The organism is Acinetobacter sp. N1-1 (assembly GCF_056711485.1).
In genome coordinates this window covers 724,558-746,125 of sequence record NZ_JBWXUO010000012.1, presented here as the reverse complement: position 1 = coordinate 746,125, position 21,568 = coordinate 724,558, and the positions used below count along the sequence as shown (strand labels likewise).

Annotated in this window: 21 protein-coding genes; 8 read left to right on the top strand and 13 right to left on the bottom strand. The window is 36.3% G+C overall.

Features of this window, described 5'->3' with window-relative positions; translation table 11 throughout:
• Nucleotide 1: 1 nt before the first annotated feature.
• The 6 genes from AC1MPL_RS03715 to ispH form a co-directional block, all read right to left on the bottom strand.
• Nucleotides 2–3,871, bottom strand: coding sequence for a pilus assembly protein (locus AC1MPL_RS03715; protein WP_479764340.1), 3,870 nt, complete (start codon nucleotides 3,869–3,871; stop codon nucleotides 2–4).
• Nucleotides 3,872–3,886: 15 nt separating this feature from the next.
• Nucleotides 3,887–4,639, bottom strand: a complete 753-nt coding sequence (locus tag AC1MPL_RS03710; RefSeq protein ID WP_479764338.1) for a hypothetical protein — start codon at nucleotides 4,637–4,639, stop codon at nucleotides 3,887–3,889.
• A 1-nt stretch (nucleotide 4,640) separates the two neighbouring features.
• The gene (locus tag AC1MPL_RS03705; RefSeq protein ID WP_479764336.1) at nucleotides 4,641–5,417 is read right to left on the bottom strand and encodes a prepilin-type N-terminal cleavage/methylation domain-containing protein; all 777 of its coding nucleotides are present in this window, start codon (nucleotides 5,415–5,417) and stop codon (nucleotides 4,641–4,643) included.
• Nucleotides 5,417–5,935, bottom strand: coding sequence for a type IV pilus modification protein PilV (gene pilV, locus AC1MPL_RS03700; RefSeq protein WP_479764335.1), 519 nt, complete (start codon nucleotides 5,933–5,935; stop codon nucleotides 5,417–5,419). Before pilV ends, AC1MPL_RS03705 begins: the two co-directional genes overlap by 1 nt.
• Nucleotides 5,935–6,408, bottom strand: coding sequence for a pilus assembly FimT family protein (locus AC1MPL_RS03695; protein WP_479764333.1), 474 nt, complete (start codon nucleotides 6,406–6,408; stop codon nucleotides 5,935–5,937). The genes pilV and AC1MPL_RS03695 overlap by 1 nt, the downstream gene beginning before the upstream one ends.
• A gap of 106 nt (nucleotides 6,409–6,514) precedes the next feature.
• Entirely contained in the window at nucleotides 6,515–7,465 is a 951-nt protein-coding gene (gene ispH, locus AC1MPL_RS03690; RefSeq protein WP_479764332.1) for a 4-hydroxy-3-methylbut-2-enyl diphosphate reductase, read from the bottom strand.
• A gap of 131 nt (nucleotides 7,466–7,596) precedes the next feature.
• On the opposite strand from ispH, the gene gmk reads away from it, so the two are divergent.
• The 6 genes from gmk (at nucleotide 7,597) to bfr (ending at nucleotide 12,318) form a co-directional block, all read left to right on the top strand.
• Nucleotides 7,597–8,220, top strand: coding sequence for a guanylate kinase (gene gmk / locus AC1MPL_RS03685; protein ID WP_479764330.1), 624 nt, complete (start codon nucleotides 7,597–7,599; stop codon nucleotides 8,218–8,220).
• A gap of 72 nt (nucleotides 8,221–8,292) precedes the next feature.
• Nucleotides 8,293–8,571, top strand: coding sequence for a DNA-directed RNA polymerase subunit omega (gene rpoZ / locus AC1MPL_RS03680; RefSeq protein WP_479764328.1), 279 nt, complete (start codon nucleotides 8,293–8,295; stop codon nucleotides 8,569–8,571).
• A 198-nt stretch (nucleotides 8,572–8,769) separates the two neighbouring features.
• Nucleotides 8,770–10,872, top strand: coding sequence for a RelA/SpoT family protein (locus AC1MPL_RS03675; protein ID WP_479764326.1), 2,103 nt, complete (start codon nucleotides 8,770–8,772; stop codon nucleotides 10,870–10,872).
• Between the two features lie 15 nt (nucleotides 10,873–10,887).
• A complete protein-coding gene (locus tag AC1MPL_RS03670) occupies nucleotides 10,888–11,268 on the top strand; it encodes a RidA family protein (protein WP_479764324.1) in 381 nt (126 codons plus the stop codon).
• A 152-nt stretch (nucleotides 11,269–11,420) separates the two neighbouring features.
• Nucleotides 11,421–11,615, top strand: coding sequence for a bacterioferritin-associated ferredoxin (locus AC1MPL_RS03665; RefSeq protein ID WP_479764323.1), 195 nt, complete (start codon nucleotides 11,421–11,423; stop codon nucleotides 11,613–11,615).
• A 232-nt stretch (nucleotides 11,616–11,847) separates the two neighbouring features.
• On the top strand, nucleotides 11,848–12,318 hold the full coding sequence (gene bfr, locus AC1MPL_RS03660) for a heteropolymeric bacterioferritin subunit Bfr (RefSeq protein WP_479764321.1): 471 nt from the start codon (nucleotides 11,848–11,850) through the stop codon (nucleotides 12,316–12,318).
• 43 nt (nucleotides 12,319–12,361) lie between these two features.
• On the opposite strand, the gene AC1MPL_RS03655 is transcribed toward bfr, so the two are convergent.
• Nucleotides 12,362–14,035, bottom strand: a complete 1,674-nt coding sequence (locus AC1MPL_RS03655; RefSeq protein WP_479764320.1) for a PglL family O-oligosaccharyltransferase — start codon at nucleotides 14,033–14,035, stop codon at nucleotides 12,362–12,364.
• A gap of 177 nt (nucleotides 14,036–14,212) precedes the next feature.
• Here AC1MPL_RS03655 and AC1MPL_RS03650 point away from each other — a divergent pair, with 177 nt between their 5' ends.
• Nucleotides 14,213–14,986, top strand: coding sequence for an META domain-containing protein (locus AC1MPL_RS03650; RefSeq protein WP_479764318.1), 774 nt, complete (start codon nucleotides 14,213–14,215; stop codon nucleotides 14,984–14,986).
• 57 nt (nucleotides 14,987–15,043) lie between these two features.
• On the opposite strand, the gene AC1MPL_RS03645 is transcribed toward AC1MPL_RS03650, so the two are convergent.
• From AC1MPL_RS03645 to AC1MPL_RS03620, 6 genes are all read right to left on the bottom strand, one after another.
• Nucleotides 15,044–15,904 carry a pirin family protein gene (locus AC1MPL_RS03645; protein WP_479764316.1) on the bottom strand — a complete coding sequence of 287 codons (861 nt, stop codon included), beginning with the start codon at nucleotides 15,902–15,904 and terminating at the stop codon, nucleotides 15,044–15,046.
• A 122-nt stretch (nucleotides 15,905–16,026) separates the two neighbouring features.
• A complete protein-coding gene (locus AC1MPL_RS03640) occupies nucleotides 16,027–16,812 on the bottom strand; it encodes an ABC transporter ATP-binding protein (RefSeq protein ID WP_479764314.1) in 786 nt (261 codons plus the stop codon).
• A gap of 11 nt (nucleotides 16,813–16,823) precedes the next feature.
• On the bottom strand, nucleotides 16,824–17,603 hold the full coding sequence (ssuC, locus tag AC1MPL_RS03635) for an aliphatic sulfonate ABC transporter permease SsuC (protein ID WP_479764313.1): 780 nt from the start codon (nucleotides 17,601–17,603) through the stop codon (nucleotides 16,824–16,826).
• Complete coding sequence (gene ssuD / locus AC1MPL_RS03630; RefSeq protein WP_479764312.1) at nucleotides 17,600–18,763, bottom strand: FMNH2-dependent alkanesulfonate monooxygenase; 1,164 nt, start codon at nucleotides 18,761–18,763, stop codon at nucleotides 17,600–17,602. The genes ssuC and ssuD overlap by 4 nt, the downstream gene beginning before the upstream one ends.
• Before the next feature lies 1 nt (nucleotide 18,764).
• Entirely contained in the window at nucleotides 18,765–19,751 is a 987-nt protein-coding gene (locus AC1MPL_RS03625; RefSeq protein ID WP_479764310.1) for an aliphatic sulfonate ABC transporter substrate-binding protein, read from the bottom strand.
• A gap of 348 nt (nucleotides 19,752–20,099) precedes the next feature.
• On the bottom strand, nucleotides 20,100–20,459 hold the full coding sequence (locus tag AC1MPL_RS03620) for a winged helix-turn-helix transcriptional regulator (protein ID WP_479764308.1): 360 nt from the start codon (nucleotides 20,457–20,459) through the stop codon (nucleotides 20,100–20,102).
• Between the two features lie 100 nt (nucleotides 20,460–20,559).
• Here AC1MPL_RS03620 and AC1MPL_RS03615 point away from each other — a divergent pair, with 100 nt between their 5' ends.
• Nucleotides 20,560–21,564 (top strand): zinc-binding alcohol dehydrogenase family protein, encoded by a 1,005-nt coding sequence (locus AC1MPL_RS03615; protein WP_479764306.1) that lies wholly within the window; start codon nucleotides 20,560–20,562, stop codon nucleotides 21,562–21,564.
• Nucleotides 21,565–21,568: the final 4 nt, after the last annotated feature.

Here is a 21,568-nt window from a genome sequence, read left to right as displayed (position 1 = left end):
ATTACTCTTCATACCAAGTTTTACTCACAAACTTAAGGCTCGTACTATACTGAGCAGCTTGACTACTAGAATTTGATGTTATTGGTCCAATAGTATTTGAGCCATTTGATTGATAGCCATTCACAACTAAAGGCTGCATACCTGAGCCCAAGTCAACACCTGCACCAGCAGAATAGGTTCTTCCTGTACTACTACCCGCACCATTTGTACTACAAATAGAACTACCCGATGCATTCATCTTTCCAAATGGTAGACAATACGTTTTCAAATATGTACGACCTTTAATACCCGCTTGGCAAGCCCCAGAAGAACCACTATCGGCAGCATCGTAATAAGACATAAATAATGTATTTTTTAAGGCTGAAGAACCATTTAATACTTTATAGCGTGTCTGATTTGTAACCAAACTTGTCGTATCACTGCTAGATGAGGAGTAGCCCGATCCCGTTAATTCATCATACCATCCTGAAGACTGTTTAACTGCTGTGAAGAAATTATTTGACTGCGTATCAGAATCCGCCAATTTTTTCAAATTACTCAGCGTAATCACTGCCTGTAAGTTATCTGAAGTATAAAGATCACTTCTTCCCACATCCCTATCAAATAATCCATATATTTTATCTGTAATGCCTTGTGTAGCGAATAAACTAGGTGAGCTTACATCGCCTGAGCCTATACTTAATACACCATAATAATTAGCATTATCAGATACTCCAGTTAATGCACCCTTACTATGTACTGTGAATGTTGGCATATTATAAAACTTAGGAGCAACACTGCCAGATACTGCGAAATTTGCAATCCTAGTCACATGGGAAGCAACCATGCTATTTGTTGTACTTGAACTAGAGTTATTAATATCTATACGAAAAATTTGACCACCCAAATCGCCAAAATAAAGATTATCTATAAAGCCATCTGAATCTCGATCTACAGTTTTTATTTCACTTACAACACTATATTTTAAATCTGTATTATTTTTTGCATACGGCATATTCGTACCTGTAGTCACATCAGTTGCGCTACTACTTGCCCACCAGAGTAAATTACCCGCTTTGACAGTCGAGTCAGTATCGCTATCCTTAGCTGCAAAAATATAAACCCCATTACCTTTGGTAGCAGTGGATACTTTATAGTCTTTATCATCAAATTGAGGATCATACCCCCCACCAACAATCATGACGAGCTGAGGCTTACCTTTCCACTTAATCCAACCAATTGCTGGTTTAGACCAGCTTTGCCCCATACAACCTAAAGGATTAGAGGTACTACAAGTACCTGATGGCGCTATAGTAAACAATCTTTTTGGTGTAAAACCACTATCATTGTTTGTAGCTAAATCTAGACCATAATAGTTGTTTCCACCACGACGCATACCTCCATAGACATTTAGCGTAGAGGCTTTTATAGATTGATCTACACTATTTGATGTATAGTTTGTATATACACTCCATGGTGCATCCATCCCTTGATATAAGGTCGTATATCCTGAGCCTGTTTGTAACGATTTTGCAAGGAATCCATTTTGCTGGCTATTTACTATTGCATCGGGCAAAAATGAAAATGCTTCGACGCCAGTATTTGCATTTACAACCTGAATTAAGCCTTGCATGGTACCAAAAAGAATAAAGTCTTTTCGGTCATAATAATTATTTTTTTGTTGTGTAGTTGAATTTACACAAGCAGTATTACTCGTTGATGTTGAACAAAGCTTCGCTTCTGTCGTAAAAAATACTGGACTTGAATGTAATGATGCACCTATTTGTCGTAATGCTGTGCTTTGTGATAATTGAGTATCTGTTACACTCGCAACTGTTTGACTATCTGTAGTTTCAACAGATAGAGAGTATCCCATTAAATTAAGTAAATATTTACTCGTTAACCGCTCAGCACGTGTTTTGCTTGTGTCATTTGCTATCGCCTGTAAACTTTTAGCCGTTAATTGGGTTACCTTATTATTTAATGTACTTTCTCTGTAGATACTTCTTTGCTTTACAGGTAACTGGGAAAGGGCTCCCCCTTTTTGAACATTTGCATCGTCATTACTACCACTTGTGTTCCAGTAATCTTGCGTACTTACAAAATTACCACTTGAGTCTACTAAAGAGTTACTATTTTTATCTTTATATTTTCCATCACTATCTATCCAATATTTTTTGATGTTACCTAACCAAATACCAACGTTTTGACCACTTCTAATATCTGGTTGAAACTGTGCATAATAGACAGAAGAGAGTTGTTGTGTATTATTTAATGTATCATAAGGGACTGTTGGTGTTGCTGCACCTGTAGATGGAATACTTGTATCTAAAGTTGAAATAAAACCTTGTACAGCATTACTTAAATTATCTGAACTTAATATTGGATAAAACCCCCCCTCACCATAACCATTCAAAAAATTACCCAAATAACAAGCATTCTTTACATCCTGTAAATTACTTTGACTCACCTTATAAGTTTGACCATTATAAATATAGTTAGTATCAGCCTTTAACGCATCACAATTATATATAGTCCTTTGCTTACCATCCTCCAGCTCTCTAATACTTGACATACCATCTGTTAAATATGGAGTAAAACTATTACCATAACCTGCAACAGCAACTTTAATTCTTCTCTTATTCAACTCTTGAGCAAACTTAGCCATACAGCTCCAGCCAAAGTCTGTTTTTCCACTGCCAATAGCTTGAATACCTGTATTAGAACTAGAGGAACATGTAAAATTTGAATCTCCTAATGCATTCTGCATCAGCTGCACAGCAACAGATGCTGGTGTTTCTGTAGGTGCACTATTTGTTACTAAAAAAATACCATTTGCATTGCACTGCTGTGTATCACTTTTAACAGGAGTTTTATATCTATACTGATTAGCTCTATTAGGATTTGTATCAAGCTCTTTGGCAGATTGAACAGAATCATCAAAACCACTATAACTATAGTCATAGTAACTAAAAGCCGCTTGTGAACAACTATAATAGTTATTACTTTGAGTCCAATAACTATTATAACTATACCAAGGAGGATTTTTTGTTACTAAACAAATTTTCGATCCTTCCTTAGCATACCAGAATGGTAAGACACTAGAATCTGGAGCACTTGAAACTTTAGGTGCATTACCACTATTATCTTGAGTAGAGGTTCCTAACATGTAGGCACCTGCTTCTGCCAAAGCTCCCGCTAGAGGTGCTTTCCCTCCACTCCCCATCTCTGCAACAACAGAGCTCATTTTGTTACGTTGACTCGAATCTAATGCAACTGCAGGTATTACAACCTTTGCAGAAACGTCATTACCCTCTTTACGTACTGAATCAGGACTTAAGTTATTAGTCGCAGCCTGATACAAACTTGAGAAGCTAATATAATCATACTTATTAGATGAGCTATTATAATAGTAGCTCTTTGTTTGTGTGGAAAACTGGCCCAACCCCATAATAATTTTATCTGATGTATTTGTACTACCTAATAATAATGTCATAGCCACTTTCATTCTATCCATTCGACTATAAGCAACATTATCTTTAGATAAAGCTTTGGAGCCATCTATTAAACAATAAGGCATACCATAAATAAAACTAGATGTATTATACCAAGTATTCAGTGTACGTGCTGGCACCTCTTTAATAACATCCGAACCCTTGGTACAATTATTGTTAGGGTAGTCGTTTTTAATGGATCTTTGTGGTTTAGATCCACTCCCTACCTCATCCATTCCATTGGAACTATCCAACATCATTAAGAGCGATGTATTGCCTTGGGTAGGCGTTTTATATACATCATTCTCATTATTTGCAGCATATATATTTGGCAATCCAAAACAAGAAAGCAAAATACTACTTACAAGCATATTTTTACGAAATATTCTAGAATTCATATTTTCACTCTCTCATTAAGATAAATCATTTTGTTGCTGATAATCTGCAACTTGAGAATTAAATGGAATATTCAATTTTTTTAAACAATCAGTGACCGTACCTGTCGCGATACTATCAATTTGCTCTGCGGGAAATTTACTAAAGCACTTATTAATTTGATCACTATTTTCAGATAACCCTGGAATGACAGAAATAACATGTACACGAACAGGTACAGGTGTACTTACAGATGGATGATCTGTTCCTTCAACAAAGTTAGAAAAAATACCTGAACTACTTTGTGTAGCTTTCACATAGACTTGTGTCATTACAGCATTTCTTCCACTACTATAATTACTATTGTTAGTAGGATTACAAAATCCCGTTGTCGTCGTAGAAGGTCTTGTCATCATGAGCGCCGTGGCTGAATCTATACCATCTGTAGTATTTGTATTTACAGCAACACGATTAACATCAAATAATTGCGACATTGTTTTATCATAACAGTAGGCAACTTCATGCCCAATATTTTCAGTTTGCGTTGCAAAACCAACCATCCCAAATACACTGGCATTTATTTTTTGCTGATCTGCTTGAGAGCTTGTCAATTTCAGCAAGTAAGACTGCGTATTCTGAAACATAAGCTGTTGTGCCTGAGAATTTGTTGCAATATTTAACGATGTCATACTATGCCGTACAGCAAGTGTTCCAATAATTGTCACCAGCAACAGTAAAATTAAAATAACTATGAGCGTTGCGCCACGTTGAGCATTAATTTTATAATACATATCAATTCCCTACCCCATTTCTAAAGGCAACAGATTGTATAAAAACCTCTCTTAAAAAGCGCTGAGAAGACTTTTTAACATCATCTTTTAATTGAACATCTTTATCTAATACTGTTATTGTCCGTGAGTCATCAACAAATGAGTCTGCACTAACAGATTGCTCAGAACGTACAATCAACCCTAGTTTAAAACCAACCACTTTTGTACCAGCAGGATAATTCTGAATACTACTATCCATTAGCTTAGTTGTACTAGCAGACTGTGCCACAAGTAATACATGAAAATAATCTGCAGTTGGTATAATCAAAGTACCATCACCACTTAATGCACTTCCATTACTACGAGCAGCCTTACAAGCTAAGCCACCTCCACTACGAACGAAATAACGCTCGTAAACAGCACTACCCTGTGATATTTCATTTCCTTGGCAGTCAAACAGTGATCCATTCTTAAACTGGTCGCTTGTGGGTGTATATTGAATTGTCAATTGGTCACTGCCTATGCTTACATTCGAACCTGTTGAAGCATAGGAAGTCCCTGTACCATCATTATTGAAGATTACGCCACTAGTAGCCGTACTTCTTCTAAGATTTTTAACAATATAGCTCAAACCAAAGTTTGCATTATCTTGTATCTGTGCAACCGCCTGTTGTGAGGTATAACTTTTCTGTGCAGATAAAAACAATGCTGTACCTGCTGCAACAACTACCAAGCCAAGAGCCAATGCAACCATTAATTCAACGAGTGTAAAACCTTTATTGTGTGATGAATACATCATTAATATGCCTCCATCACAAGACAGGTAGAATCATCATTATATTTAAACTGACCACTCTCACTTTTCGTACATGCAATATGGCTACTTATAGATGCCGTGGTATCCACAGGATCTGTTTTTCCCCAAGCCACGTAAATACACTGCCTGTTATTTCCTGTTTGAGGGCAATCAATAATTGCAACACGCATATCCAATCGAGTCGCATAATCCTGCGTTTCTTTAATATCTGAATTTGCTTTCTCTACATCTGTACAAAATGTTGTATAACAAGTCTTTGTAGTGCTTGTGCTTAAACTTCCCATCTGCTTATATATATTTAAAGCAGAATCTGAATTATTCATTCTAATTTTTTCAGCAATATCTCGAGCTATATTGGTTGCTATAATACGATTTGAAGCTTCACTACTTGCTTCAACTGCTCTATATTGCAAAGCAATGAACCCAAGTACGCCTATTGCAAGTACAAACAGTGCAACAAGCACTTCCATAAGTCCGACGCCAGTTTGATATGTTCTCATTATTGGCACCCCACATTATTTTGTATTCCAGTGTCCTGAATACTTCCTAAAATATTTAATGTTATTGTTCTTGCATATTTAGCAGAGGCTTGTGCCTGATCACAGAAAGTAATAGGCAGACCACTACTCCCTATTGTTTTGTTATTAGAAGGGTCTTGAACAATTCCATCAGGGCGAAATACAACTGAAGTAATCGTAGTTTTTTGAATGACACTACCACTTGGTGACCAATATAATATTGCATCTTGATCTTTTTGGGGCTGAGTCACCAATGTCACTGTAATATTACGGCGCTCTAAAGCAGCTTTCGCCCGTGCATTTGCAAAAGTCGCTGTTAAACTAGATACACTACTATTCAAATTTTGACGCAAAATCATATTCGAAAAAGAAGGGACTGCTATTGTTGCAATAACAGCGAGTACCGCTATGGTGACCATGAGTTCAATTAAAGTAAAACCTTTTACTGGCCGCATACCAGTAACCCCCATTTAAAATAAATCATACAAAGTATAAAAATAGTGCCATGCAAATAGACATGGCAAACAATAAATAATTAAGTTTTATATCTTAAAGCATCATTTAGGCTTGTACAACTTGTATACGAAGTTCTTTTGGCAAACTAAATGTAATATTTTCCGCACGGCCGTCCAGTTCATTTGCTGTAATAGCCCCCCAATCTTTTAAACGCTGAATAACTTGCTTAATTAAAATTTCAGGCGCAGAAGCACCCGCTGTAACACCAACTTTTAACTTATTAGTAAACCACTCACGATCTAACTGATCAGCATTATCTACCAAGAATGCTGTTTTCCCCATACGCTCCGCAAGCTCTCGCAAACGATTTGAGTTAGAGGAATTTGGTGAGCCAACCACCAAGACAATATCGCATTGCTGTGCTAAATCACGGACAGCATCTTGTCTATTCTGTGTTGCATAACAAATATCATCTTTACGAGGACCCTTAATTTCAGGAAACTTACTTCTTAACGCATCAATCACTTTGGCCGTATCATCTATAGAAAGCGTCGTTTGTGTTACAAATGCCAAATATTCAGGATTTAAAACTTCTAGCTTTTCAACATCGTTTTCATCTTCTACCAAATAAATATGACCACCATATGTCAGGTCATATTGTCCCATTGTTCCCTCAACCTCAGGATGACCATGGTGACCAATTAAAATAGCTTCCCGACCTTCTCTTGCATATTTCGTAACTTCAATATGAACCTTGGTCACTAAAGGACACGTCGCATCAAAAACTTTTAACCCTCGACGTTTTGCCTCGTCTTGCACAGCTTTAGATACACCATGCGCACTAAATATCACAATATTATCATCAGGCACTTCATCAAGTTCATCTACAAAAACAGCCCCTCGTTGCCTCAAGTCATCCACAACAAATTTATTATGTACAACTTCATGACGTACATAAATTGGAGGATTAAAACATTCAAGTGCACGATTGACGATCGCAATGGCTCGATCTACGCCTGCACAAAAACCTCGTGGATTAGCCAGTACAATTTCCATAAATTCCTCAATTACACTTGAAATTACTATTTTTTTGCATTTAAACGCACGTCTATTCAAATAAACTATTCAGTTTATGTACAGTCTACTTTAAAATAGAGAAGATATTTTATCATATCAGGAAAAATATCATGTCAGGTCTATTGTTTGTCGTTTCTGCTGCGTCAGGAACTGGCAAAACTTCCCTGGTTAAAGCCTTGCTCGAACGTGTAACCAATCTCCATGTTTCCGTTTCTCATACTACACGTGGTCAAAGAGATGGTGAACTTGATGGTGTTCACTACCATTTTACTTCAAAAGACACCTTCAAAGAACAAGTAAAACAAGGTGGTTTTATTGAATACGCAGAGGTATTCGGGAACTACTACGGCACATCACAAGAAACGGTTCGAAAACAACTTAAACAAGGACATGACGTACTATTAGAAATTGATTGGCAAGGTGCAGAGCAAGTACGAAAACTGTTCCCTGAGTCAAAACAAATTTTCATTTTACCACCTAGCCAATTCGATTTACGCCAACGCTTATCAAACCGTGGGACAGATGCAGTTGACGTGATCGAACATCGATTAAGTTGTGCAGTTGAAGATATGCATCAGTACGTAAATTTTGACTACGTTATTATTAATGATGACTTTAACAAAGCACTTCATGACTTAGAATCTGTTATTAATGCTAATCGTCTAGTCATGGATCAACAAGCACAAAGACATAAAGATTTAATTACAAGATTATTGCATACAGAAATTGATTAAAACTTGAGTCTGTGTTCAAAGCATTTTATACTTCGCAGTCTGGTTAATTTTAACTGATATAAGAGATATGTTATGGCACGCGTAACCGTTGAAGATTGTTTAGACCATGTAGATAACCGCTTTGAGTTAGTTCTTGTGGCGAGTAAACGTGCGCGCCAATTGTCACGTCAAGGTATGGAACCTACTGTTGAGTGGGACAACGACAAATCAACAGTTGTTGCATTACGTGAAATTGCCGTGGGTCACGTAAGCAAAGACATTTTAAAACAACGTGAGCAAGACTATCAAGCGTCAAACCTTGATCTTGCACTTTCTGCAAATAACTTAAACATTGAGAACTTCTCTTTTTAAGTTTCATTTTGCTGAGAAAGCCTAGTTCATTTAACTAGGCTTTTTTATTGAATACTTTTTATGCATTATTGTTTAAAAAGATAACAATGATTGAAATTTTCCTCATTTTTATTCACATAAAATTTGACAAGTGCAACAGAATGCTTTTCATTAGAAGGTATATATTTATCTCTTGTCACTTAACGTAAGGGTGTTTTTATGCCAGGCGAAGATGTCAGTCAAGCCAAGCAACAGCTTAAAAGAATTATAGATGTCTATTTAAAAGAATATGATGTCGAAAGTGTATTGGCTGCATGTGACTTTGCCGATTTAGCACACAGTGGTGTAACACGTAAAAGTGGCGAACCCTATATTCTTCACCCTATTGCAGTGAGCTGTATTTTAGCGCATATGCGCTTGGACAGTGAAACACTCATGGCTTCATTACTCCATGATGTAATCGAAGATACCGAGTTTACAAAAGAAGAAATTACTGAGAAGTTTGGAAAAACTGTCGCAGAACTTGTAGATGGGGTAACTAAACTCACTCACTCAAGTGATAAAGACTTTAATAAAGCTGCATCTTTTAGAAAAATTTTACAAGCAACACTGCAAGACCCTCGTGTCATTATTATTAAACTCGCAGATCGCTATCATAATATGACAACTTTGGAAGCACTTCGCCCTGATAAACGTGCGCGTATTGCTCAAGAAACTTATGATGTTTTTGTACCTATGGCACGTATTGTCGGTATGAATGAAATGGCTGATAACCTAGAATACTTATGTTATCAGAACCTTGACTTAGACCTATTTAATAAAGTTCAAGATGCGCTTCAGAAAACTCGACCACAGCGTTGTGAATATCAACAAGTTTGGGAAAATAATTTACATCAACTGCTTGCAGAAAATAAGATTAAAGGCACAATTAAGAAAAAAAATAATAATATTGAATTGCTACGTCACTTTTTAAAAAATGATATCAATCTGCAAGAACTCACCCGTAGTCATAACTTTGATATTGTTTTAGAAACTATTGCAGACTGCGATCGACTAGTTGAAATCTTAGGTGAAAACTTTAAAGTACTCCAGTTTAAAGACCATATTCGTCGCCCCTTACCTGGTGGTAATCAGTCTTTAATGATGAAGCTTAAAGGTGAAAAAACAGCATTATCTGTCACGATTCAAACTGAGCTCATGCAAAAAGCTGCACGGTTTGGCGTTATTCTAGGTGAAAATGCACCTCAAGCAGCACGCTCTGCAATTCAAGCATCTATGAAAAATTTAAATACACTTATTGATATTGAATGTGCAAAAACAACTTTTAATGAGCTACTTGATTATCTTCACCAAGAAAAAATTTGGGTATATACACCGCATGGACAACTCCATGAGTTACCACAAGGGGCAACGATTGTAGATTTCGCTTATTCAGCAAGCTTATTTTTGGGTAATCATGCTATTGGTGCAAAAGTAGATGGTGAAGCAAAGCCTTTATCTACACCACTAAGCAATGGTCAGGTCATTGAAGTGATTACCGATGTTCTTGCAACACCAAATCCAGATTGGCTCAGTTTTGTAAATACGCAAAAAGCACGTAGAGCAATTCAAAATATGCTACGAGAGCAAGATGTAGAGGAACAACGTGTGATTGGTCAACAAGCCCTTGATCGTGCATTTAAGCTATTCAATCAATCCACTTCCTCATTGTCGCAAGAAGACTGGCAAAGCTTATTAGAGTGGCGACATGTCAATGCTCCTGAAACACTGTATGAGCAAATAGCTGTTGGTGATTTATTACCTCAATTGGTTGCCAATCATTTATTTGCCAATCATATTTCAGAGGAAGACATTCCCCATCACCGTCTCATTCAAGGTACTGAAGGCGTAGATGTTAAGTATGCACATTGCTGTAATCCTGTACTAGGTGATCCAATACAAGGGCATCTTTCACGCAGAGGACTTATTGTGCATCGAACACGATGTCACAATCTATTGCATGAGCAACACCTACACCCTGAAAGCATTATGTCGTTACAATGGCGTACAGATGAAAGTGACGAAGTTAATTTTCCTGCTTTCTTATGTATTCATATGAGTATGGATGATGAGGCAATATCTGATTTAATTTATCAATGTCGTAAAGCTCAAACAGGTGTTGAATCTGTTCATACACAAAAGAAAAAGACCTATGTTAATTTAGTGGTACATAATCGACAAGAAATTGCACAGGTTATTCGAGATTTACGTATGCATTTTGGTTTCCCTAGAATTATTAGACAAGATGCACCAATTCAAATAGAAACAAAAGATAAAGAGTAATTAAGGAAAAAAATAATGGCACGTCAAATTATCCATACACAAAATGCACCTGAAGCCATAGGTACATACTCTCAAGCAGTTTTAGTAAATAATACATTATACCTATCAGGACAAATTGGTTTAGACCCTAAAAATATGACTCTTGTAGATGGTATAGAGGCGCAAATTCGCCGTGTTTTTGAGAATGTGAAAGCTGTCTGTACTGCTGCAAATGGTTCTTTAGCAGATATTGCAAAATTAAATATATACCTCACAGATCTTTCTCATTTTCAGCTTGTAAATGAAATTATGGGAGAATATTTTGCACAGCCATACCCTGCTCGTGCTGCATTGGGCGTGGCTAGCCTCCCTAAAGGAGCTTTAGTCGAAATGGATGGCTTTGCAATAATTGAATAAAGATCATCATCTTAGAAGAAACCACCATAATGGTGGTTTTTTTATCTAAATTTTCGATTAAAATTAATCTAAAATTTAATAAGTTCCCTTGACAAACGATAATGGTTATCACTAATATCAACATTGTATTTAATATTTTGTAGGTATAGCTGATGTACGTATGCTTGTGCCGTGGTATTACAGATCAAGACATCAAAAATGCTGTTGAAAATGGTGCAGAAAGCTTTCGGGAAGTTCGAGATTTATTAGATCTAGGTACTTGCTGTGGGCGTTGTGTGCCTGAAGCTCGTAGTATGATTAATGAAGAGCTTGCAGAAATTGCTGCTCGTATTTCAGTCGCTGCCTAAATAAGATAAAAATAAAAAATAAACCATCTTAAATGGCTAAACTTTCCTCCTCCCACTAAATAAGTGGGTTTATTTTTTGGTATATATTACTTATATAATTGTTTTTGATTATGATTTCCATTTGCTGTTCAAAAAACAACTCGCTTTAGAGTAAGTTGTTGTTTAGCATATGCAGTAACTGATTGCCTTATGACATTTTCTAGGGCATAAATTATTTGCGGAGTTAAATACCATGAAAGGCAATCGTGATGTCATCAACCAATTAAATCAGGTTTTATATCATCATTTAACAGCAATTAATCAATATTTTCTTCATTCACGTATGTTTAATGATTGGGGCATTGAACAACTTGGCTCTGCAGAATATAAAGAATCGATTCGCCAAATGAAACATGCAGATAAAGTTATTGCACGTATTTTATTTTTAGAAGGTTTACCTAACCTACAACACCTAGGCAAATTGTATATTGGGCAACATACTCTTGAAGTACTACAATGCGATATTCGCAAAGTTAAAGAAAATATTGATGCACTGACTGCTTGTGTTGCACTTGCTGAAGAAAAACAAGATTATGTAACTCGTGATTTAGTACAAGAAATATTAGAATCTGAAGAAGAGTATTTTGATTGGGCTGAAACGCAAGTTGATCTAACAGAAAAAGTAGGTATCGAAAACTATATTCAAAGTCAACTTGAAAAATAATACTGATCTTACTATAAAAAAAGCTACCTTAAGGTAGCTTTTTTTATAGTCGCCTAGGTAACTGATCATATGGGATATGAATTACATTACTTACTTTAGGGCTTGATGCTAACTGAGAATCCTTATAACGTACATGGTACAATCCATCTATATATAATAATTGTCGTATAGCCTGCTGAGTTTGACCATTAAATGCTAATAACTGCGCATACTTTAAAAGATCATAGTTCGTTGGTGATACTAAAACTACTTTACGAATTTCATTCAACTGCTGTTGATCTACATAGCTGAAACGATTTAAATAATACCAATGTACACGACAACGATATTCTGTTAAAAGAATAATATTATTCTTTGGCTGCTTAAATACTCCAGACTCTGCATGTTGTCGACTCTCAGCTAATGCCTGAACAGCATTATTATAATCTCGCCAAATCAGTCCATACAGAAGGATTGCAGCAACAAGTATGCATGTATTTACATTAGATGTAAGTGTAATATACTTATTTTCTTTTATCTCAGATTGTATTAGTCCTAAAAGAAACCCCACTGGAAATAAAAAATATGCATAATTCTGTGGAAACTCAAGCATTGAGTGAACAAATACAGGAATAACCATTAATGCAGCAATCAGCGTTTCTTTTGTTTTTATAACTTGATTGAGTCTAAAAATCCAATAGATCAAGTAAGCAATAATCAGAGAACCAAGTATTACACCATTCCAGACAAGTAGTTCTAAAACAATATTGTGTGCACTATTGGTTCGTTCATCATGAGATATAAAATTTGCACCCATAATTTGTGCAATACTCGTTTGATTCCAACCGTAACCAAACCATGGCTGCTCACGAATGGCATAAAGCATTTGTGCCCAAATACCTAAACGTGCATGCCCTGTGCTTGCTCGCTCAGTAACAGTTGCTAAATCTGCATGAGAAATACCATCATTCACTAAAAAATGATTAACTGATGGTAGAAGGGCTAAGCATAAGAGATAAATACAAGGCCATAGAATAATGTACCTCTTATTTATACGATATCCTTGTTGTGCTTGATGTTTAAACAAGATATATGCTGTTAAAATACATGATGCAATCCATGGGGTTCTAGATTGGCTCCATGTCATTACAATGAGCATCAATATTCCACCAATAACACTTAACCATGTAGGTATCATTCTCTTTTCAAATAAGTAGAATGATGCCATTAAGCTCATTAGCAGAAAAGTCGCCATATTATTAGGCTGAGCAAAATTTGCATAAGGTCGAGCACCTATAAGATGCATAACTCCCCATAGTTTTTTTTCTAAACCAAATGTCTGTAGTAAAGCAATACTTGCTGTAATTAAGCCAACATAAAAAGTAATAGAAGTAAAATACTTTAATATTTTTTCTAACCCAACTTCTCGGCTTAAATTTACTCCTAAAACGGCAGATGCACCAAAGCCAAATAAATAACAAAATGATAATAATGCCTTACTGAAATATAGCTCTATACCAAAGCACCATTGTCCTAAAGGAATTAATGTAACTAAAAACCAAAACCATTGAATTTTATGAACTTCTAATGCTTTATCCCAATAAAACGCAAGTAGACAAAAAAGGCTTGCATAAGTAAACATCTCACTTGAAAAAGTTAACCAAGGCATATAGTGATATGGCGAAAGCCAAGCTAAAGCAAGCAAAATTCCTGCAGCATATAATAAGACACGTTGCATAGATCAAACACTATTACCAAGAAGTATTACATTATAAAGTAAACGTTTAATAAGCGCTTAAAATTCTGAACAGTGATTTTTAGATTAAATAATTACATCAAATATATGACTAAACACAACAGTACTATGAATAAAAAATTATTAGGCTATGAAATATATTTATGATGAGATATGACTATGAATAAAAAATACATCTTATTAGCAATACTTCCTTTTGCAATTTCTGCTTGCCAAAGTTTTCCCACACATTTAAAAAAGAATGAAGCTATGATTGTAGAAACACAAAGTCCTGAATTACTACAAACTCTCTCTGACTATACTTGGAATTATCAACCATCAGAAAAACTGCCTCCTATTGTTTTAGATTTAAATACCCAAAAGCGTATCTTTATTACGACAGGATGCAATAATCTCATGGGAACATGGCAGTTTGATGGAAAACAAATAAATACGTCTCCACTTGCAGCAACTCGCATGCAATGTCCATCTGAACTGATGGTACAAGAACATAAAGCACTTCAATTCTTCAACCAATCTCAACTAAATGTAAGTATAAATATAGCAGACCCTACTCATCCTCTACTTATCTTAGAAAACACTTCAGGACAAAAACTTATTTTCAAAGGTAAAATAAAACCTGAAGCAAAATATAAATCTACTGGTGAGGTTGTATTTTTAGAGATATCTCCTATCAAGAAACCTTGCCCAAGTGGAAATAATAAAGAGTGTTTACAAGTTAAACAGGTCAAATATGATGATCAGGGAATTCAAACTCAAGTCGACCAAAGTTGGCAAATTCTGCCTGTCGAAATTCAAGGCTACCAACATGACTCAGGCTTACGTAAAATTATTCGTGTAAAACGTTTCAACACCAAATCACAAACAAATACACCTGAATATGCGTATATTTATGATATGACCGTAGAACAAGAAGTTATTCCCCAAAAATAAAAAAATACCACCTGCCTATTGCAGGTGGTATTTTTTATAATACGATATACTTTTAGATTAAAAGTTACCAGATCGAAAATCCTGAAATGCTTGTAAAATCTCTGCTTGAGTATTCATTACAAATGGACCATAACCTTGAATAGGCTCATTTAAAGGCTCTCCTGTTAAAATTACAAAATCTGCCTGCTCTTCACTCAATGCCATCACGTCAAAATCCGTTTCACCATTATTTTCTAGAATCACGACTGTCTGATCTTGCACAGTCTGCACATTATTTATCTTTAAAGCCCCCCTACGTATCACAACCAAAGTTGTATGCCCTAGAGGTACTTCAAACCGATGACTCTGATTTTTGGCTAATTTTACATCCCATACATTTAAAGGACTAAATGTCTGTGCAGGACCAGTAACATTTTTATATTCCCCAGCAATAACACGGAGAAAACTATTTTTTTCATCCAGTGAAATAATTGGAATATCTTCCGATGTAATTGCCTGATATCGCCCTGACGTCATTTTATCTTTTGCTGGTAAATTTACCCATAGCTGAATCATTTCAAAGTTTCCACCTTTTTCAGTGAAATCTTTTGAATGAAACTCCTCATGTAAAATACCTGAGCCTGCCGTCATCCACTGCACATCACCTGCTTTAATCGTACCTCCACCACCTCTAGAGTCTTTATGTGTGACTTCTCCTTGGTAGGCAATCGTTACTGTCTCAAATCCACGATGAGGATGTTGACCAACCCCTTTTTGTATTACAGATGGTTCAACATATTGCTCTCCAGCATAGTCTAGAAGTAAAAAGGGGCTTAATGTCTGCCCTAACTTATCATAAGAAAATAACGTACTAACATGAAAGCCATCCCCTACCCAATGTTTTTGATCATTACGATAAACACCAATAACTTTTTTCATTTTCAACTCCTACCAATGAGGAAACTCTCTATATGAAAATGATTGTATTTACCTAAAGCTGAAACTAAAACACCATTTGCAAGAGATATCGTTTCAAAAATGAAACGTTATATGCTATCTAACTAAGTGGCTAAAACAGCTTGCAATATATTTTTCTCAAGTACTGTAAACTGAGCTGTTTTTTGTCTTGGTCTTGGTAAATTCACATGAAAAGTTTCTGCAATTTCACCATGATTCAGCAAAATAATACGATCTGCCAACTGCACAGCTTCACTTACATCATGTGTGACCAGTATCGTTGTAAAGCCCTGTTCTAGCCACAATTTCTCAATTAGATTCTGCATATCTAAACGAGTTAAAGCATCTAATGCACCTAATGGTTCATCTAGTAATAAAACTTTAGGACGATGTAGAAGTGCTCGTGCCAACGCAGCACGTTGTCTTTGTCCACCCGATAGCTGACTTGGCCATAAATTGACTTTATCATCTAAACCGACCCGATTCAGCAGTGCTAGCGCCTCTGACTCTTTATTCTTAGGTAGCCCTAACTTCACATTACTAATAATGCTACGCCAAGGCAGTAGGCGTGGATCTTGAAACATAACGCGTATATCATTTTTATTTACCGCACCATGTGCAGAAAAATGAATATTACCCTGACTACTTTCCTCTAAATCGGCAATTAATCGAAGTAAGGTACTTTTTCCACAACCACTGCGACCAACCACAGCTATGAATTCACCTGCATGAATATTTAAATTTAGATTTTCTAAAACAGAGACTTTGCCATAATATTTATGCAATTGTTCAATGCGAATTTCAACACCCGATGTTGCTGTATTTTGACGTGTTTTTTCAATCGTAAATTCAACTGACTCATCAAAATTTGTTGCACTTAAATTTGTCATAATATTTACCTTTATTTATTTTGATAACCTGAATGCCAGCGCAACAAATAACGTTCTAATACCTGAGCGAACACATCAGCCAATTTGCCTAATAACGCATAAAGTAAAATACCAACCAGTACGATGTCTGTTTGCAGAAACTCTCGTGCATTCATGGTCATATAGCCAATACCAGATTGTGCAGATATTGTTTCAGCCACAATGAGAAGCACCCAAACCAAACCTAGCGCAAAACGTAAACCCACTAAAATTGATGGCATTGCTCCAGGTAAAATAATCTCACGGTACAACTGCCAACGTGTTAACCCATAGCTTTTTCCCATTTCAATAAGCTGTGGATCAACACTTCGTATTCCATGATATGTATTAATATAAATTGGAAAAAACACCCCAACAGCAACAAGGAATAACTTTGCAGACTCATCAATCCCAAACCACAAAATAACCAATGGAATCAGTGCCAAAGCTGGAATATTTCGCACCATTTGAAGCGTTGTATCAAAAAGTGTTGATGCAATTTTTGATGAGCCATTCAAAAGTCCAAAAGCAAAACCTAATCCACCACCAACAATCAAACCCAATAAAGCACGGCCTGCACTAACTTTGACATCTCGCCATAATTCACCACTTAAAAGTAGATGCCAAAAAGCTGTTACCACACTACTTGGTGCAGGTAAAATCTGTGCGCTTAAAATGCCTTTAGATGATGCCATTTGCCAAACAGAAATAAGTACAACAGGCACAATCCATTGCAAAAAGCTCCCTCTCAATCGAGTTAATAATGCACTCATACCGACTCCTGAACATGCTTTTTATCGGGGGTATAGCTATTGGCAATAATTTCACCGAAAGGTCCAGTTAAATTAGGTTGTGCAAGTTTTCTTTGAGTTTCTAATGGCAACAAAGGGAAGACCAGCTCGGCGAAGCGAATGGACTCTTCTAAGTGCGGGTAACCTGAAAAAATAAAAGTATCAATACCCAGACTGGCATATTCTTGAATTCTGGCTGCTACCGTTTCAGGATCTCCAACAAGTGCTGTTCCAGCACCGCCACGTACCAATCCAATACCTGCCCATAAATTGGGTGAAACCTCAAGTTTATCCCTCTTACCACCATGTAACGCTGCCATACGTTGTTGTCCAACAGAATCCATTCGAGAAATTTTATGCTGTGCTGCTGCAATGGTTTCATCGTCGACATATTGTATTAATTGTTCAGCCGCCGCCCATGCTTCTTCATTGGTTTCTCTTACAATGACATGTAGCCGAATTCCGTAATTAAGTACTCGCCCTCTAGTGGCTGCTTTTTTTCGTACAACCTCTAACTTTTCTCTGACAGCCTCTGGCGGTTCTCCCCATGTTAAATAGGTATCCACCTGTTCTGCTGCTAAATCTGTGGCAACATCCGATGAACCACCAAACCAAAGTGGTGGATATGGCTTTTGTACAGGTGGATACAGCAGTTTTGCCTGATCTACATGCAAGCGTTTACCATGAAATGTAAAATCTTCTCCCGTATGTGAACGCGTTAATATCTCACGCCATATTTTCACATACTCATTTGCTGTTTGATAACGCGTTGCATGGTCTTCATAAACACCATCTCCTTTTAACTCTTGCTCATCTCCACCTGTAACTAAATTTAAAAGAATACGACCTTGTGAAAGCCGATCAAATGTTGCTGACATTCTCGCTGCTAAAGTAGGTTTAGTTACACTAGGACGCAATGCAACCAAAAATTTTAAATTCGTTGTTGCATCAATCAAACTAGCCGCAACAACCCAAGGATCTTCACAAGAGCGTCCAGTTGGAATAAGTACCCCTTCATATCCCAAACTGTCTACAGTTGTCGCTATTTGCTTCATATATGCATGATCAACTTGTCTCGCACCCTTTGTTGTGCCTAAATAACGACTGTCGCCATGTGTTGGAATAAACCAGAAAATTTTCATATTATTGTCCCTGCCAAACAGCTGTTTTAACATCAATGTGTTGAGGAATAACTTGATCCTTTGTAAAGCGATCTGCGATTTGTTGTTGTGCTGCAATTACCTCTTGCGTCATCGGCTTCATCAGGGATGGCTTATATCGTTTGTCTAAAACACGCTGTGCACTATCTGCATTCACACTAATCGCATTCTGATATAAAGCTCTCGTTTCAGTAGGGTGTGCAACAATCCATTGTGCTGCTTCATTAGAAGCCTGAATAATTTTTTTTACTTCACTTGCATGGGTTTTCACAAAATCAGGTCGACTAATTAAAAAGTTATAGGTGTTTTCAAACTGAGTACCATCAATAATTGGTCTTGCATTTCCTTCAACTTCTGCGACTGTCAGAAATGGTTCCCAAATCGCCCATGCATCTATTGAGCCTTTATCTAATGCTGCACGTGCATCTGCTGGAGCAAGCCATACTGGTTGTATATCAGACCATTTTAAATGTGCCTTTTCTAATACTCTGCCAAGAAGATCATGTGCACTTGAACCTTTTTGAACAGCAACTTTTTTATCTTTAAGCTGCTCAATATTTTGAATTGCGCTGTTGGCTGAAACCAATACCGCTTGCCACTGTGGCTTTACGTCTTCATACCCGACATACACAATATTTTTATTACCTGCCTGTGCAAATATTGGGGGTGTATTTCCAACAGAACCAATATCTATTGCACCTGCCGACAAGGCCTCTAATAATTGCGGTCCCGCAGGAAACTCACGCCACTGTACATTAACTTTTGGAAACTCTTTTTTCAGTAAGTTCTGTTCTGTTTGAAGCACGATCGAACTCAATGAAGATTTTTGAAACCCAATTGTCAATGTCTGTGATTGCTGTGTATCCTCTTTAGTCGTAGTTTTAGTGTGAGAAGAACACCCTTGCAGTACCGATGAGCTCAAGCCAATACCAAATAAAATATTCCAAATATACGATTTTTGTATTTTCATTATTTAACCTATTTAAAATAAAAGCAGATTTACAATTTAAGTAGGTCAGCACATTCGATACAGATCTTTAATAAAAATCAGACTTAACATTGCATGTCACCATTCATTATTTTTATTTAAACTAGAATGAATGACTCAAAATAAAAATTAAAAAAAAGAGCTTTGCTTAGTCATAAAAATGATAATACAAATATATTTGACTAATTTATTTCTGCATAGAATTTTAAAAACCATAAGTTTATGTTAAATAATATTTTATTTATTTTACGTATATCTTATATACAGATATCTATTTCATATTTTTTTAAATTATAGGCATCTAAAATTCATTTAAATGCCACGCTTCAATTAAACTTGTTTTGCTCTACCATAGAGATCGAGATGATCTTCTCCCCATTCTTTCAGTGCGAGTAAAATCGGTTTTAAAGTTAATCCTAAATCTGACAATCTATATTCAACTTTAGGTGGTACTTGCGCATACACCTTTCTCAAAATTAAACCGTCTTCCTCCAACTCTCTCAATTGATTCGTCAACATTTTTTGAGTGACATTTGGAATTTTTCGTCTAAGCTCATTAAAACGTAAAATATCTTCTTGTAGTAAATGCCAAAGAATAATACTTTTCCATTTACCATCTAATAATCCAATTGCAGCTTCAACTGAACATCCTGGTGTACAATCAAAACGTGAATGCCTTGCCTTACCCATCTCTAAGTATCCTTTTTGACACTATATTACAAATTCGTTTGTATACATTATTTTGAATGCTAAATTAAACTACGCTTACAACACAAGTAGGACGTACCCAATGAAAGCAATTTCTTTTAAAGAAGATAAAAAATCTGATTTTATAAATCCTTTGGTCGATATCGAAATCGAGGCTCCAACGCTTCAAACCAAAGACCTTCTCATCAAAGTACATGCGATTTCTGTCAACCCTGTAGACACTAAAGTCAGAAGAAATCATATTCCAATCCAAGATAAAAATAGAGTTTTAGGCTGGGATGCCGTTGGCGAAGTTATTGAAATAGGCTCTGCTGTTGAGAACTTTAAAGTAGGCGATACAGTCTGGTATGCAGGTGATTTAACCCGTGCAGGAAGCAATGCAGAATTACAAGCTGTAGATGAACGAATCGTTAGTCTAGCACCAACATCAATTACACAAGCAGAAGCGGCTGCACTCCCTTTAACTGCCATTACTGCATGGGAAATGCTCTTTGACCGCTTCGAAATTGAAAGCCAATGTAATGAAAGTATTTTAATTATTGGTGGTGCAGGTGGCGTAGGTTCAATCGCTATCCAACTTTTAAAAGCAAAAACAAATTTGACAGTCATTGCAACAGCGTCACGTGAAGAAACACATGAATGGGTAAAATCATTAGGAGCAGATTATGTCATTAATCACCACCAAAACTTGCAGGAACAAATTCATAATTTAGGAGTGAAAGCACCTAAATATGTGTTTTCTACAAACTATAGTGCGAGTTATATCGAACAAATTGCAGAGCTTATAGCTCCTCAAGGCAAACTCGGTTTAATTGATGACCCTGATTCATTAAACATTATTCCACTGAAAGCAAAATCAACTTCCATACATTGGGAGCTTATGTTTACACGCTCAATGTTTAATACCACAGATATTTCTAAACAGCATGAAATTCTACAAAATGTAGCGCACTTGGTAGATACGCAGAAAATTAGGACAACACTGAGTCAAAATCTAGGACATATTAATGCTGATAATCTAACAAAGGCACATCAGCTCATTGAGTCAGGTAAAGCCAAAGGCAAAATTGTTCTATCTGGCTTCTAAAAGG